This window comes from Paludisphaera mucosa (genome assembly GCF_029589435.1).
GTDB lineage: Bacteria > Planctomycetota > Planctomycetia > Isosphaerales > Isosphaeraceae > Paludisphaera > Paludisphaera mucosa.
Map to the genome: position 1 here is coordinate 229,417 of NZ_JARRAG010000001.1, position 13,399 is coordinate 242,815.

Annotated in this window: 12 protein-coding genes; 6 read left to right on the forward strand and 6 right to left on the reverse strand. The window is 71.6% G+C overall.

Translation table 11 applies throughout. The features are described from left to right. Positions 1 to 40: 40 nt before the first annotated feature. A complete protein-coding gene (gene uvrA / locus PZE19_RS00960; protein WP_277858709.1) occupies positions 41 to 2,866 on the reverse strand; it encodes an excinuclease ABC subunit UvrA in 2,826 nt (941 codons plus the stop codon). A 332-nt stretch (positions 2,867 to 3,198) separates the two neighbouring features. On the opposite strand from uvrA, the gene PZE19_RS00965 reads away from it, so the two are divergent. The 3 genes from PZE19_RS00965 (at position 3,199) to PZE19_RS00975 (ending at position 7,068) form a co-directional block, all read left to right on the forward strand. Next, entirely contained in the window at positions 3,199 to 5,736 is a 2,538-nt protein-coding gene (locus PZE19_RS00965) for a hypothetical protein (protein ID WP_277858710.1), read from the forward strand. A gap of 31 nt (positions 5,737 to 5,767) precedes the next feature. Then, positions 5,768 to 6,697 carry an ABC transporter ATP-binding protein gene (locus PZE19_RS00970; RefSeq protein ID WP_277858711.1) on the forward strand — a complete coding sequence of 310 codons (930 nt, stop codon included), beginning with the start codon at positions 5,768 to 5,770 and terminating at the stop codon, positions 6,695 to 6,697. Positions 6,698 to 6,840: 143 nt separating this feature from the next. Further along, the gene (locus PZE19_RS00975; RefSeq protein ID WP_277858712.1) at positions 6,841 to 7,068 is read left to right on the forward strand and encodes a lipopolysaccharide assembly protein LapA domain-containing protein; all 228 of its coding nucleotides are present in this window, start codon (positions 6,841 to 6,843) and stop codon (positions 7,066 to 7,068) included. A gap of 77 nt (positions 7,069 to 7,145) precedes the next feature. On the opposite strand, the gene PZE19_RS00980 is transcribed toward PZE19_RS00975, so the two are convergent. The 5 genes from PZE19_RS00980 to PZE19_RS01000 all read right to left on the reverse strand — a co-directional run bounded on the left by PZE19_RS00980 (position 7,146) and on the right by PZE19_RS01000 (position 10,494). Next, the gene (locus PZE19_RS00980) at positions 7,146 to 8,180 is read right to left on the reverse strand and encodes a DUF1559 domain-containing protein (RefSeq protein WP_277858713.1); all 1,035 of its coding nucleotides are present in this window, start codon (positions 8,178 to 8,180) and stop codon (positions 7,146 to 7,148) included. A 62-nt stretch (positions 8,181 to 8,242) separates the two neighbouring features. Beyond that, the gene (locus PZE19_RS00985; RefSeq protein WP_277858714.1) at positions 8,243 to 8,431 is read right to left on the reverse strand and encodes a hypothetical protein; all 189 of its coding nucleotides are present in this window, start codon (positions 8,429 to 8,431) and stop codon (positions 8,243 to 8,245) included. Positions 8,432 to 8,893: 462 nt separating this feature from the next. Beyond that, a complete protein-coding gene (locus PZE19_RS00990; RefSeq protein WP_277858715.1) occupies positions 8,894 to 9,088 on the reverse strand; it encodes a hypothetical protein in 195 nt (64 codons plus the stop codon). 3 nt (positions 9,089 to 9,091) lie between these two features. Next, positions 9,092 to 9,589 (reverse strand): Minf_1886 family protein, encoded by a 498-nt coding sequence (locus PZE19_RS00995; RefSeq protein ID WP_277858716.1) that lies wholly within the window; start codon positions 9,587 to 9,589, stop codon positions 9,092 to 9,094. Further along, a complete protein-coding gene (locus tag PZE19_RS01000; protein ID WP_277858717.1) occupies positions 9,586 to 10,494 on the reverse strand; it encodes a PSP1 domain-containing protein in 909 nt (302 codons plus the stop codon). Before PZE19_RS01000 ends, PZE19_RS00995 begins: the two co-directional genes overlap by 4 nt. A gap of 169 nt (positions 10,495 to 10,663) precedes the next feature. Between PZE19_RS01000 and PZE19_RS01005 the strand changes: the two genes are divergently transcribed. The 3 genes from PZE19_RS01005 to PZE19_RS01015 all read left to right on the forward strand — a co-directional run bounded on the left by PZE19_RS01005 (position 10,664) and on the right by PZE19_RS01015 (position 13,353). Continuing rightward, complete coding sequence (locus tag PZE19_RS01005) at positions 10,664 to 10,882, forward strand: Trm112 family protein (protein WP_277858718.1); 219 nt, start codon at positions 10,664 to 10,666, stop codon at positions 10,880 to 10,882. A 46-nt stretch (positions 10,883 to 10,928) separates the two neighbouring features. Beyond that, entirely contained in the window at positions 10,929 to 11,783 is an 855-nt protein-coding gene (locus PZE19_RS01010; RefSeq protein ID WP_277858719.1) for a class I SAM-dependent methyltransferase, read from the forward strand. A 115-nt stretch (positions 11,784 to 11,898) separates the two neighbouring features. After that, the gene (locus PZE19_RS01015) at positions 11,899 to 13,353 is read left to right on the forward strand and encodes a trypsin-like peptidase domain-containing protein (RefSeq protein WP_277858720.1); all 1,455 of its coding nucleotides are present in this window, start codon (positions 11,899 to 11,901) and stop codon (positions 13,351 to 13,353) included. The last annotated feature ends 46 nt before the right edge of the window (positions 13,354 to 13,399 follow it).

The window sequence follows — 13,399 nt, forward strand, 5'->3', positions numbered from 1 at the left end:
GTCGCAGGCAACGTGAAGCCAATAAATCCTATGGAAATACTTATTCGTCTTCCATCGCAGGGCGGTCGGAATCCGTCCGCAGGTACGCGCCGGTGAGGCTTTCGGGGGCGGCGGCGATCTCGGCGGGCGTCCCCATGGCGACGACGCGGCCGCCCCGCGAGCCGGCCTCGGGTCCGAGGTCGACGACCCAGTCGGCGGCGGCGACGACGTCGAGGTTGTGCTCGATCACGACGAGGGTGTCGCCCTGGTCGGCCAGGCGCTCCAGCACGCCGAGCAGGCGGTCGACGTCGGCGAAGTGGAGGCCGGTCGTCGGCTCGTCGAGGATGTAGAGCCGCTCGCCGCCCGCCGGCCGGTTCAGGTGCGCGGCGAGCTTGACCCGCTGGGCCTCGCCGCCCGAGAGCGTCGCCCCCGACTGGCCGAGGGTGAGGTAGCCGACGCCGACGTCGTGGAGCGACCGCAAGCCGGGCAGCACGCGGGGCTGGGCGTCGAAGAACGCCAGGGCCTCGTCGACGCGGAGGTCGAGGACGTCGCCGATCGACTTCTCCTTGAACAGGATCTCCAGGGTCTGGCGGTTGAACCGCTTGCCGCGGCAGTCCTCGCAGACGACGTAGAGGTCGGGGAGGAACTGCATGGGGACGCGGCGGCGGCCCAGGCCCTGGCAGGTCTCGCACCGCCCGCCCTTGGCGTTGAAGCTGAACCGCGGCGGGCCGTAGCCGCGGGTGCGGGCCTCGCGGGTCTTGGCGAAGACGCGGCGGATCTCGTCGAAGACGCCGGTGAACGTCGCGGGCGTCGACCGGGGCGTGCGGCCGATGGGCGCCTGGTCGATCTCGACCATCGCCGTCAGCGAGTCCCAGCCGGCGATCGTCCCCAGCTCGGGGATGGCGCGGAGCGACGCCCGGTCGCGGCGGCGGAAGGCCCGCGCCAGGACGTCGAAGACGAGCGTGCTCTTTCCCGAGCCGCTGACGCCCGTCACGCACGTCAGCGTCCCCAGGGGGATGCGGACGTCGATCGTCCGCAGGTTGTGGACCGTCGACCCCCGGATGGTGAGCCAGCCCGGCGACCGCGCCAGCCGGTCGGAACGGCTGGGGGCGTGGCGGTCCTCGCCGCGGAGGCGGCGGCCGGTGAGCGAAGCGGCCGATCCGGCGATGCGGCCCGGCGGACCGACCGCGACGATCGCGCCCCCCTCCGGGCCCGCGCCGGGGCCGACGTCGACGACCCAATCGGCCGCGCGGATCACGGCCTCGTCGTGCTCGACGACCAGCACGCTGTTGCCCAGGTCGCGGAGCTTGCGGAGGCCGTCGAGGAGTTGGGCGGTGTCGCGGGGGTGGAGGCCGGAGGTCGGCTCGTCCAGGACGTAGCAGACCCCGACCAGGTCCGAGCCGAGCTGGTTCGCCAGCCGGACCCGCTGCAGCTCGCCTCCCGAGAGCGTCGCCGCGCCCCGGCCCAGCGTCAGGTATCCCAGGCCGACCTCGGCCAGGAACCGCAGCCGGCCCCGGATCTCGCGCAGCAAGGGGGTCGCGACGGCCTGCTCGTCCTCCCTGAACGGGAGCCCGTCGAAGAAGGTGCGGGCGGCCTCGACGGTCAGGTCGCAGACCTGGGCGATCGACTGGCCGCCCACCCGCGCGGCGAGCGACTCGGGCCGCAGCCGCGCGCCCTTGCACGCGGGGCAGGGGATCTCCTCGCGATAGGCGGCGAGCGCGGCCTTCACGGCGCCGCGGTCGGTCGCCCGGTCCAGCTCCGCGAGCATCGCCGGTACGCCGGCGAAGCCTCCGTCGGTCTCGCCGTGCAGGAAGGCCTGGAAGACGGCCTCGGGCCAGTCGTCCAGCGGGACGTCGCGGCCGAGCTTGTGACGATCGAGGAACGCCGAGACCCGGGGGTCGCCGACCTGTGCGGCCCGGAGTTTGGCGCCGAGCTTCGTCCAGGGCTCGACGGCCCCCCGGTCGAGCGACCTCGCGCGGTCGGGGACGATCAGGTCGGGCTGGAATTCCGAGACCACGCCCAGGCCGTCGCAGCGCGGGCAGGCGCCCTGGGGGCTGTTGAAGCTGAACCCGCGGGGCTCCAGGGCCGGCAGGCTGACGCCGCAGTCGGGGCAGGCGTGGTGGATGCTCATCGGCCGGTCCTCCCACGCCCCGTCGACCTCGGCGGAGATCGTCGCCAGCCCTTCCGAGAGCTTCAGCGCCAGGTTCAGGCTCTCGGCGAGCCGCGGCGCGACCCCTTCGCGGATCACCAGGCGGTCGACCACGGCGTCGATCGAGTGGTTCTTCGTCTTCGCCAGCTTGGGCGGCTCGTCGACCTCGATCACCTGGCCGTCGACCCGCGCCCGGATCAGCCCGGCGCGGCGGATCGCCTGGAAGACGTCGGCGTGCGCCCCCTTGCGGCCGCGGACGAGCGGGGCCAGGACCAGGATCCGCCTCCCCGTCGGATACGCCAGCACCGTCGCGACCATCTGCTCGGGCGTCTGGCTCCGGATCGGCAGGCCGCACTTCGGGCAGTGGGGCGCGCCCAGGCGCGAGAAGAGCAGCCGCAGCGAATCGTGGATCTCGGTCAGGGTGCCGACCGTGCTCCGCGGGTTCGGCCGCCCGGCGCGCTGGTCGATCGCCACGGTCGGCGGCAGGCCGTCGATCTCGTCGACGTCCGGGCGCTCGAGCTGGTCGAGGAACTGCCGAGCGTAGCTGGAGAGCGACTCGACGTACCGCCGCTGGCCCTCGGCGAAGACCGTGTCGAACGCCAGCGAACTCTTGCCCGAGCCGCTCACGCCGGTCAGGACGACCAGGGCGTCGCGCGGGAGGTCCACGTCGACGCCCTTCAGGTTGTGCGTCCGCGCCCCGCGGACCGCGATCGCCGTCGCCGACGCGATGCTCGCCATGCCGACCTCGCCCCCTCCCTGGGATGTCTCCGCCGACGCCCGATCCTCCAAGCGTTCCCCCCAAGCCCCGCGAACGCAGTCGCCTTAATGAATATTCATCGAATTCTCCCGCCCGCGGCGACATCATACCGCGCGGAATTTCCGCCGACCCCCCCCGGCGGGAGCCGGAATCCCTTCCGAGCCCGGGCCTTGCCGGCGGCGCGGCGTTTCTATTACAGTTGTCGGCGCGAGGTGGCGAGGGCGCTCGCCGACGCTTCCGCGACGGGAGCGTGGATGCTAGACTTTCGCTGACTCGCACGTCTTCCCGCCCCGTCCGAGCAGGAGCGTCGATTGTGAAACTTACCGTGGCGACGCTCGTCATCCTGATCGCCTGCGCGGCCTCGGTCGCGGCCCGGGCCCAGGAGCCGACCTCTTCGGGCGGGCTCACGTCCGCCGACGAGGAGAGGCTGCGGATGCTGAGCGATCCCGAGGCGATCAAGAAGGATGCGGAGAAGAACAAGCTCCGCCCGCCGTTCGAGTTCTACCGCTCGCAGGTCGCGCCCAGCGACGTCCTGCCCTGGGTCAAGGCGCGACACTGGCACGGCATGACGGTCGAGCTCCGCGCCAACCTCGACGACTACGAGGGGAGCCTCCAGTCGACCCCCGTGCCGATCCCCGAGACCTCCTGGGACGTGAGCTTCGGCCGCGAGGCGCGGCTGGTGAAGGAGCAGCGGAGCCGGCTGGGCATGGCGATCCTCCTGCCCCGTACGGCCGGGCTGAAGGACCTGCCCGTCGAGCTGATCCGCACCGGCGCGATCCGCGCCGACCAGGTCTATCTCGCCGCCGTCCGCCCGCTCGCACCTCAGCAGATGCTGGCCCTGGTTTTGACGAAGGAGGCCAACGGCGGCTACGCGGCCTGGTCCCGCCTCAACGCGACGATCCCCGCGTCGATCGATCGGAGCGACACGCAGGCGGTCGACCTGCTGCGGTATTACCGCCTCATCCTGCCCCTGGAGCCGGACAAGCCGCTGCTGCCGACCCATCCCCTGACCTGGACCGCCGTCAGCCACATCGTCTGGGACGGCATGGAGCCGGACGTGATCTCGGTCTCGCAGCAGGCGGCCCTCGTCGACTGGCTCCACTGGGGGGGCCAGCTCGTCGTGATGGGGGGCGCCGGCCCCAAGTTCTCGGTCCTCCGCGAGAGCTTCCTGGACCCGTACCTCCCCGCCGACTCGACGGGCGACGGCCGGGCGCTCGACGGCGACGACCTGCGGGCGCTCGCGGACGCCTACCTCCCGCCGCCCGGGATCGTCGCCCCCGCCCCCGCGGCCGTGGATGCGTCGCAGGCGCCCTCGCCCTTCCAGAGGACCCCGGGGCCCGACGAGGAGAACGTCCTGCGGCGACGGCCCAGCTACGACTTCCCCGACCCGATCCGTCCCGAGGCCGGCCGGCCCGTCCAGGCCGCGGGGCTGCGCGCCCGGCCGCGCTCGGTCGTCGTGCCGATCCGGGAAGGCGGCGAGGTCCCGCTGGCCGTCGAGCGTCGGGTGGGCCGGGGGCGGATCACCATGCTCGCCGTCAACCCGACCGACCCGGCCCTGACCGCGTGGAAGGGGCTCGACACCCTGATCCGCCGGGTGATCCTCCGACGCCCCGAGGAGTCCGTCGTCGCGCTCGGGATGACCTCGGGGCCGATCCAGCCCGTCCGCAGCATGGAAGGGCCGGACCTGAGCTGGTACCGCATCGCCGCGCGGGACGTGGGCGCCCCGAGTCCGGCGCCCGAGCCCGGCCCGGAATCGCTCCAGGGGCGAGTCGCCTACAGCCCGCCGCCCCCCGGCGGCGGCCAGGCGGTCGGGATCGATTACGGGATCCCCGCCGGCGAGGGCGCCCTCCCCAACCTGGCGGGGGTCGCCGAATGGCGCGACGAGGCCCGGATCCCCCGGCTCTGCCGCGACGCCCTGGAGCAGTCTTCCGGCATCAAGGTGCCCAGCTCGTCGTTCGTGCTCAAGGTGATCCTGGCCTACGTGCTGGCCGTCGCCCCGTTGAACTGGCTGATCTGCCGCGTCGTTTTGAGGCGGCGGGAGGCGGCCTGGCTGGTCGTGCCGGCGCTCGCGCTGGCGTTCGCCGTGGGCGTCGAGCGGGTCGCCGCCTACGACCTGGGGTTCGACTCGGCCGGCGACGAGCTGGACGTGCTGGAGCTTCAGGCGGACCACCCGCGCGGGCATCTCAGCCGGTTCGGATCGCTCTACAGCACGGGGCACGGCCGCTACACGATCCGCTTCCCCGACGACCCGACCGCCCTGGCCCTGCCGTTCGCCACCGGCCGCTCGATCGCCGGCGAGGACCGCACGACCTCGGCCTGGCGATCGTTCCCCGTCCCGGCCCTGGAGGACTTCACCGTCCAGCCCCGAAGCCTCGCGATGTTCCGCGCCGAGCAGATGCTGGCGCTCCCCGGCTCGATCGCGATCGAGGGCGAGGCCGGCAAGCGGACGATCCGCAACGGCAGCGGCCTGGAGCTGCGCGACGCGACCCTGGTCGAGTTCCTCGGCCCCGACGAGGTCCGCGAGACCTACCTCGGCACGATCGCCCGGGACGCGGATTTCGCCCTCGAAGGGGTCGAGCCGAAGCGGGCCCCGGCGACCGTCGAGGGCTTCGACGGCCCCGACCCGTCGATGCTGCTGGCCGCCCTGCGGAGGGCGGGCGAGGGCCGGCCGGAAGACGCGGGCGAGGTCCGCCTGACGGCCTGGACCCCCGGCCCCGCCGCCGGGCCGCGGATCGAGCCGGCGCTCGACCGCCACCGCGGCGCGACGGTCGTCGTGGCCCATCTCGGCTACGGCCCGCCGCCCGACCCCGGCGGCCGACACTACGACCTGACGGCTTCCCGGACACCCTGAGCGACCGACCGGACGGGACGAGGGCTCTCGCATGATCGAGGTCATCAACTTCACGAAGCACTACGGCGACTTCACGGCCGTCGACGACCTGAGCTTCTCCATCGGCGAGGGCGAGATCTTCGGCTTCATCGGCCCCAACGGCGCCGGCAAGAGCACGACCATCCGCTTCCTCGCGACCCTGCTGCGGCCGACGTCGGGCGAGGGCCGGATCGCCGGCCACTCGGTCACCGACGACCCGATGGCGGTCCGCCGCGTCATCGGCTTCATGCCCGACGACTTCGGCGTCTACGACGGCATGAAGGTCTGGGAGTTCCTCGACTTCTTCGCCGTCGCCTACGAGATCCCCCGGGGAGTCCGGCGGCGGATCATCGGCGAGGTGCTCGAGCTGCTGGACCTCTCCCACAAGCGCGACGACTACGTCAACGGGCTGTCCAAGGGGATGAAGCAGCGGCTCTGCCTGGCCAAGACCCTGGTGCACGACCCGCCGGTCCTGATCCTCGACGAGCCCGCCTCGGGCCTCGACCCCCGCGCCCGGCTGGAGATGAAGGCGCTCCTGATGGAGCTGCGGCGGATGGGCAAGACGATCCTGGTGTCGAGCCACATCCTGTCCGAGCTGGCCGACTTCTGCACCTCGATCGGCGTCATCGAGCGCGGCCGGCTGCTGGCGGCCGGCAGCATCCGCGACATCCAGCGCCAGATCCGCGCCCACAGGGTGCTGAAGGTCGAGCTGACCGAGGGCCCGACCGACCGCGCGGTCGCCATCCTCCAGGACGACCCGGCGATCCGCTCGGTCGAGGCTTTCGGCCAGTCCGTCACGGCCGAGTTCCACGGCGTCGACGAGGACATGGGCCGGCTGCTCGGCCGCCTGATGGCCGCCGGCGTCCCCGTGCGGTCGTTCGCCGAGGAACCCCTCAGCCTCGAAGAGGTGTTCATGATGATCACGAAGGGGATCGTGAATTAGTCGCCCACGCCCTCGACGCGGCCGCCGGGACGGGCGACACTGGTGCCGGCGCGGCTTTTGCAGGTCGTTGCCGTCGACCTGCGGCGAAGGCTCGTTCGGGACTTGTCCGACCGGCTTCGACCGCGAGATGGGGGGGCGCTGCGATGCGGTACGTCCAGGGCGTTTTGCTGCTGATCTTCCTCGGGGCGATCGGGCTCTTCGCGATCCAGAACACCGAGGCGATCACGGTCGATTTCGCGAAGTGGCGCGTGACCGGGCCGGTCGCGCTGCTGGCGATCGTGGCCTACCTGCTGGGGATGCTCAGCGGCTGGACGGTCGTCTCGTACTTCTCCCGGTCGCTGCGACGGGTTTCGGAGCGTCCGGTCGAGTGACCGACGGATCGCGATCGCCCCCGCACCCGCCCCCGAGGACGGATGCGGGGGGCGACGCATGAACATGCCGGCGAAACTCAGTAGCTGCTCGAGGAGACGACCTCTTCGCCGTCGCGCGAGCCCAGCGACATCCAGGTGTTCTGGTCGATCGAGTTCTTGACGAACCGGACGGAGCCGTCCAGGAAGGCGACGTTCACGCCGCCGGGGTGGGTGCTCGACGAGATGTGGATGTGGCCGAAGTCGGTCCCGCAGCCCGCGGCGCAGTCCCAGCGGCAGGACGAGAAGGCGTACTGGGTGGAGTTCGGCGGGAAGATGATGTTGGTCAAGGTCAGGCCGGGCGAGCCGGTCGCCCAGGCCAGGCCCTTGTTGGAGTTCGTCCCCGGCGTGGCGACGATGGCCTGCATGCAGTTCTGGGCGTACTGGACCACCTGGGGCATGATGGTCCGCGCGTCGCGGACGATCATGTTGCCGGGCACGCTGCCGGGCACCCCCGAGACGTACTGCCGCCACTTCGTCCGCGTGTTGTTGTAGTCGCCGACCAGGGCCTCGGTGTGCGAGATCGTGTTCGAGGTGCCGTCGGTGATGTCGGCGACCGAGTAGGCCGTCTGCTCGGGGGCGAAGGTGCCGTTGGTGTTGACGGCCCAGGGGTCGGTGCCGGTGCCGAACGAGCCGAAGTAGCTGTTGATGTGGTCCTTGCCGGCCTGGCCGTCGGACGGGCAGAGGAACGCGTTGACCTTCGTGTTCCAGACCGTCGCGTTCAGGCTCGCGCCCATGCCGTACCAGACGGTCCAGGCGAAGTTGCACGAGTTGTACAGCGGCGTCTGCTCCAGGTAGGGGAGCATCATCGAGTGGGCGCTGAAGGTTCCCCAGGTCGTCTGCACGCCCGGGTCGGAGTAGGCGATGGCGTTGCCCATCGGGAACGAGCCGGCCGCCTGGTGGTAGTTGTGCATCGCCAGCCCCATCTGCTTGAGGTTGTTCGTGCACTGGGCCCGTCGGGCCGCCTCGCGCGCCGACTGCACGGCCGGGAGCAGGAGCGCGATCAGCACCGCGATGATCGCGATGACGACCAAAAGCTCGATGAGCGTGAATCCGCCGCGTCGATCGAATTTCATGGGATGAGGCCTCGCGTCCTGGGAGATGGATGGAGAGGGAAACGCGCCCCGCGGGAAGCGGGTCAATGCGCCTTGGACTTGCCGCCCTTGCCCTGCATGAACTCCTTCATCGCGTCCTGGCCCTTGGCGTCGGTCTTGATCGCTTCGGCCGACCGTTCGGCGGTCGACGTGCTGCCGGAATCCCCGCAGCCCGAGATCGACCACGAGGCGGCCACGGCGGCCGCGAGCGCAATCCGGAACTTCCGATCCATAGGTCGGCCTTTCGCTTCGCGTGACGTGTGATGGGCGTAAGAAACGAGCCGGACGAATCGACAGGTGTGTCGCAAAGACAGGTGCAAGTGGGGCGGGTCGATCGCCCGGAGCAGGAACCTATCCGACGCGCGATATGCCGAACAATATCGTTGATCTAAATTTAGCGCGATCCTGCCGCGGCGCCCGCCGCCATGGGCGCGCGTGTGGATGCGGAACCGCTCTCGCAGGCCGGCGCGTGATGCCGTGGACCCTGGCCGCCGAACCCGTCGGCAGGGCGCGAATGGGGCCGAAAACCCGAGAAAACGGCCCCTGGCTCGCGAAGTCGTCGCGGCCTCGCGGTCACGCGCCGGGCGGGGCCGACGACCCTCGGCCGGTCCCTCGGGGAGCGATCGAATCCACGCCAGCTTAAGACATTCGCATCGCTTGATGTCGAAGCGGCGCGGTCGAGGTCCCGGGCGGGATCAGCCCTGGGCCGGCCGCTCGGCGTCGGGGACCGCGCCGGCGCGCTCCATCGGGCGCTGGGCGTCGGTGACGGCGAGGCCCACGAGGAAGGCGATCCAGGCGAGGAAGAGGGCGACGGCGGCGGCGAAGCGGCGGCGGTCGCGCGGGGCGGGGGCGGACGTGGTCGGGTTCGCGGGTCGGGTCTCGGCGGTCATGCGTCAATCGTCCTCGGGGGCGTCCGGGGCGTCGTCGGGGTCGTCCTCGGCGAGCGGGGCGGGGCGGAAGTCGGTCTCGAAGTCGAAGACGTCGTCGAAGTCCTCGCGGCGGTCGTGGGGCGTCTTGTCCAGGTCGCCGGAGGCGATCAGGTTGTAGATGATCTCGCCGACGTCCGAGGTCGAGCGCAGGCCCCAGCGGGCGAGGACGGGCATGGCGAGCATGCCGTATTCGCGGAGCGCCAGCCGCCGCACCGCGAGGCAGACCTGGCGGCCGGTGACGTGGCCCGAGGGGGGCTCGTCCTTGGCCTTCTTCCGCGCGCCCCGGCCCTTGAGGGGGCGGGCGGCCCGCTCGCGCTCGCGTTCCCGGCCGAGCCGGCGGGCCTCGCGGAGCTTGCGGTTGCGGGCCAGGTGCAGCGATTCCAGGACGAAGGCGTAGGCCTCCAGCGAGTACCGCGGGTCCTTGGCGATGACGCGGCAGATCTCGTCGCGGAAGTTGCTCATTCTTCGAACCCCGAGTCGGGATCGTCGTCTTCCAGGCCGTCGCGGGGTTCGCCGTCGGACGCCGAAGGGGCCGGGCCGTCGGGCCGCCGGGGGGCCCGCGTCTTGGGCTCGACGGCGAGGACGTCGGCGAGGCCGATGATGATCCGGCGGCCGTCCTCGTACTCGACGACGAGCTTCTGCGCCAGGACGTCCTGGGCCATGACCCGGCCCCGGCCCTTGACGGTCTCGACCCGCGAGCCGTTGGGGGGCAGGGCCTTCTCGGCGTCGCGGTAGGCGTCGTACTCGTAGCGGAGGCAGCACTTGAGCCGGCCGCAGCGGCCCGAGATCTTGGACGGGTCGAGGGTCGTCTTCTGGAGCTTGGCCATCTTCATCGAGACCGGCGGCATTTGCGAAAGGTGGGTATTGCAGCAGACCGGCTTGCCGCAGTCGCCGTAGTCGGCCAGCAGCTTCGCCTCGTCGCGGACGCCGATCTGACGCATCTCGATCCGCGTCCGCAGGGCTCGCGCGAGGTCGCGCACCAGCTCGCGGAAGTCGACCCGCTTCTCGGCCAGGTAGTAGAAGATGGTCCGCTCGCGGCCGAAGAGGATCTCGACGTCGACCAGGTTCATCTGCATCCGGCGGCGGGCGATCAGCTCCTGGCAGGTGGCGAAGGCGATCTTCTCCAGCGGCGGCAGGGCCTGTTCGAGCTGGAGGTCGGGGCCCTCGGCCGGCCGGACGATCTCGCCGGGGTCGCGGCGCTCCAGGGCCTGGGCCGAGCGCTCGGTCAGGGGGCAGAGGACCTCGCCCAGCTCGAGGCCGCGGTCGCTGCGGACGACCACCCGCTGGCCGCGCGGATGCTCCACGCCCGGCGCGGCTTGGCACGCGCCCAGGATCCGCATCCGGCCGTATCGGACGATGTAGCCCATGCCCCGGATTATGACCGCGGGCCGATCGCGGCGGAAGGGGAGAACCGCCGGCCGCGAATCCGTCTTCTAAGGTTCGGCCCGAGTCGACATAATACGCGCTCCGGTAAAGAAGACGGAATTCGGCGCGGCGCGGCCGTCGCCGGAGAAGCCAAGGACAGGACGCTCCACCATGATCAAAGACGATATGCTCGCCCTTCTGGTCTGCCCGCTCGGCCGCGCCCCGCTGCGGCTCGAGGGCGAATCCCTCGTCTGCACCCGTTGCGGCCTCCGCTACGCCATCCACGACGACATCCCGAACATGCTGTACGAGGAGGCCGAGCTGCCGCCCGGCGTCAAGTCGATCGCCGACCTCGCGTGCTCCAGGACGGCCGACGTCGCGAAGGCCTGACCGAAGGGCGGTCCGGCGGTCGTTGCGGGCGGGCGGAGAGGCGAGCATGACGACATCGCAAAACGCGGCCGCGGACCTGTCCCGCGACCGCGCCTTCCTGGAGTCGCTGGCGGACCGCGACCGCTGGTTCTACACCCATTACGTCTGGGCGGTCGACGTGATCGCCGAGCAGCTCGGGCGGGTGGTCCCGCTGGAGGGGGCGTCCGTCTTCGACTTCGGCTGCGGCGAGGGCCTGATGGCCCGGGGCCTGGCGCCGATCTGCCGCGAGGTCAAGGGCGTCGACGTCGTCCCCAAGTTCGTCGGGCTCGACGCCCGCATCGAGGGCGTCTTCGGGCCCGGCCATTCGGTGCCGCCGGTCGACCTCCGGCTGGTCGACCCCTTCGAGCCGCTGCCTTACGCCGACGGCGCGTTCGACGCCGCGTTCGCCTGGTCGGTCTTCGAGCACGTCGGCGACCCCGGGAGGTCGATCCGCGAGATCCACCGCGTGCTGCGGCCCGGCGGGGCCTTCTTCCTGATCATCAACCCGATGTACCACTCGGCCATGGGCGGCCACCTGTGGAACGTCCTCGACGAGCCCTGGATCCACCTCCGGCTCTCGCGCGAGGAGCTGTTCGACCGCGTCCGCAAGGCGATCCTCAAGGCCGAGGTCGAGGAGGGCCGGACCGACGTCTGGCAGGGGAAGACCGTCGAGGAGTATCGCGACACCCTGCTGCGGTGCCTCGACAGCCTGAACATGCTGACCATCCGCCAGCTCAAGGACCACCTCCGCTACGCCGGCTTCACCCTCGTCGCCGAGGAGATCCGCCAGAGCCTCCCCCACGAGCCCCCCGCCGACCTGCTCGAAGCCTACCCCCGCGAAGACCTGATGAGCGACGAGGTCCGCCTGCTGCTGCGGCGCTGAGCCGGCCGACGGTTTCTGAGGTTGCGGCCGGAGATGCGGCGGGGAGACAATGGGTCCGGGTCTTTCGAGCCTGGTCGCGCGTCCGCCCGTGCGGGCCGCCTGGAAGGATGAGTCGATGGCGCTCTTGCTCTGCCTGGTCTGTGCGGGGATGGCGTGGGACGACGGCCCGCCGGCCGCGCCCGCGGCGACGCCGGCGCTCGACGTCGTCTCCGCGTTCGAGAAGGTCCTCACCGACGTGATCGCCCGGACCGAGGGCTCGGTCGTGGCCATCCATCGCGACAAGGGCGAGAACGCCCGCGAGACCCTGGCCGTGCGCGGCCGGCCCCGCGCCCGGACCGACGCCGAGGCGCGGTTCGCCCCCATCCGGCCGGCCGACGACGCGGCGATCTCGTTCGACTTCGGCTCGGGCGTGGTGATCGGCGACGACGGCGAGATCCTGACCGCCTTCCACGTCGTCCGGGGCGCCACCCGGCTGGTGGTCCGGGCCGTCGACCGCCAGGAGTTCGAGGCCGAGGTCATCGCCGCGGACCCCCGCAGCGACCTCGCCGTGATCGCGCCCGTCGCCGGCCCCGGCCTGGAGAAGCCCCGGCTCAAGCCGATCCCCCTGGGCGACGCGACGACCCTGCGCAAGGGGGCCTTCCTCGTCACCCTGGGGAACCCGTTCAACGCCGCGATGCAGGACGGCCGCGCCAACGCCAGCTGGGGCGTCCTCTCGAACGTCGCCCGCCGGGTCTCGTACGATCCGGAGGTCGGCTCGGGGAGGGACCGGCCCCCCCAGCTGCCGCACTATCCGACCCTGCTGCAGCTCGACTCCAAGCTCAACCTCGGCATGAGCGGCGGGGCCGTCGTGAACCTGAAGGGGGAGCTGGTGGGCCTGACCACCACGGCCGCCAGCCCCGCCGGCTACGACGCCATGGCCGGCTACGCCTTCCCCATCGACCATATGGGCCGCCGCGCCGTGGAGGCCCTGAGGCAGGGGAAAGAGGTCGAGTACGGCCTGCTCGGCATCCGCCAGACCCCCGGCTTCACCGGCAACCGCCGCGAGGCGAACCGGATCTCCGAGGTCTCCCCCAACTCGCCGGCCGCCCTCGGCGACCTCCTGCAGGGCGACGCGATCGTCTCGATCAACGGCGTCCCGGTCTACGACTTCTCGACCCTGATCGTGGCCGTCAGCGCCTACGCCCCCGGCGAGAAGATCCGCATGAAGATCATCCGCGAGGGCCGCGAGCTGGAGCGGACGCTGGTGATCGCCAAGTTCCCCGTCGAGGGCGAGATCATCGCCACCGTCCGCCCCCCCGCCTGGCGCGGGATCCGCGTCGACCACCGCAGCCTGCTCATCGCCCCCCAGCTGGGGCTCAACCCGATCGAGGCGCTCCCGCAGGGCGTCGTCGTCCGCGAGGTCGAGCCCGGATCCCCGGCCGAGAAGGCCGGCCTCAAGCCCTGGCAGATGATCCGCGAGGTCGCCGACCGCCCCGTCGCCGACCCCGCCGACTTCGCCAAGGCCGTCGCCGACCGCAAGGGCCCCGTCCGCCTCATGACCGACCGCGGACCCGTCACCGTCGCCCCCTGAGCGGGACGGACGTCGACGCCGAGCCACGACCCGAACGCGCCCGATT

Excerpts from the sequence above, each read along its gene's own strand:
- uvrA (WP_277858709.1), bottom strand. The coding sequence starts at position 2,866 with ATGGCGAGCATCGCGTCGGCGACGGCGATCGCGGTCCGCGGGGCGCGG.
- PZE19_RS00970 (WP_277858711.1), top strand. The coding sequence starts at position 5,768 with ATGATCGAGGTCATCAACTTCACGAAGCACTACGGCGACTTCACGGCC.
- PZE19_RS00975 (WP_277858712.1), top strand. The coding sequence starts at position 6,841 with ATGCGGTACGTCCAGGGCGTTTTGCTGCTGATCTTCCTCGGGGCGATC.
- PZE19_RS00980 (WP_277858713.1), bottom strand. The coding sequence starts at position 8,180 with ATGAAATTCGATCGACGCGGCGGATTCACGCTCATCGAGCTTTTGGTC.
- PZE19_RS00985 (WP_277858714.1), bottom strand. The coding sequence starts at position 8,431 with ATGGATCGGAAGTTCCGGATTGCGCTCGCGGCCGCCGTGGCCGCCTCG.
- PZE19_RS00990 (WP_277858715.1), bottom strand. The coding sequence starts at position 9,088 with ATGACCGCCGAGACCCGACCCGCGAACCCGACCACGTCCGCCCCCGCC.
- PZE19_RS00995 (WP_277858716.1), bottom strand. The coding sequence starts at position 9,589 with ATGAGCAACTTCCGCGACGAGATCTGCCGCGTCATCGCCAAGGACCCG.
- PZE19_RS01000 (WP_277858717.1), bottom strand. The coding sequence starts at position 10,494 with ATGGGCTACATCGTCCGATACGGCCGGATGCGGATCCTGGGCGCGTGC.
- PZE19_RS01005 (WP_277858718.1), top strand. The coding sequence starts at position 10,664 with ATGATCAAAGACGATATGCTCGCCCTTCTGGTCTGCCCGCTCGGCCGC.
- PZE19_RS01010 (WP_277858719.1), top strand. The coding sequence starts at position 10,929 with ATGACGACATCGCAAAACGCGGCCGCGGACCTGTCCCGCGACCGCGCC.
- PZE19_RS01015 (WP_277858720.1), top strand. The coding sequence starts at position 11,899 with ATGGCGCTCTTGCTCTGCCTGGTCTGTGCGGGGATGGCGTGGGACGAC.